This is a genomic window from Treponema sp. R80B11-R83G3 (assembly GCF_054786115.1).
This window is the reverse complement of the sequence record NZ_BDHF01000503.1, coordinates 1-443: the sequence shown is the minus strand read 5'-3', so window position 1 is coordinate 443 and position 443 is coordinate 1. Positions and strand designations below refer to the sequence as shown.

Genomic DNA, 443 nt, shown 5'->3' with positions numbered 1-443 from the left:
AGATAGGCCGGTAATTTTACCGATTATGTCTGTCGGTAAGCCCTCTGCTAATGCCTTGCGGGCAGTTTCAACTATGCCCTTTTCCATGCCCTCATCTCTAGCGTTGTCAATCAGCCACTGGTGATCCCGCCTGGCTTTCTGGCGCATCTCGTATTCCGCCCGGACTTTCTCGTCCGCGCTCAATTTGTACAGGGTGTCCACCGCTTTCCGTATCTCGGGGTTTTGTACCGCTACCATCTCAAATTCCTCCTTCCGTTTCGCACGGAGAAACTGCATCCACTCCCAAACCGCAGTCCCATCATTTTCTAACGGGACTTTGGGCAATTCCAGTGTAAAGATTTCTTCCGGTATTTCTTTAAAGCACAACCCGTTCTTGGGGTTAATAAACTTGAAATTGTTTAAAAATTCTTCCTTTTCCGAAAATAGTATAAAATCGGTTATAC

1 protein-coding gene is annotated in these 443 nt (G+C 46.7%); it reads right to left on the bottom strand.

All coding sequences use genetic code 11. The annotated features are described in order from the left end of the window. The coding region (locus ACYVRH_RS14680) for an Rpn family recombination-promoting nuclease/putative transposase (protein WP_461257602.1) at positions 1-443 on the bottom strand (443 nt) is incomplete at both ends.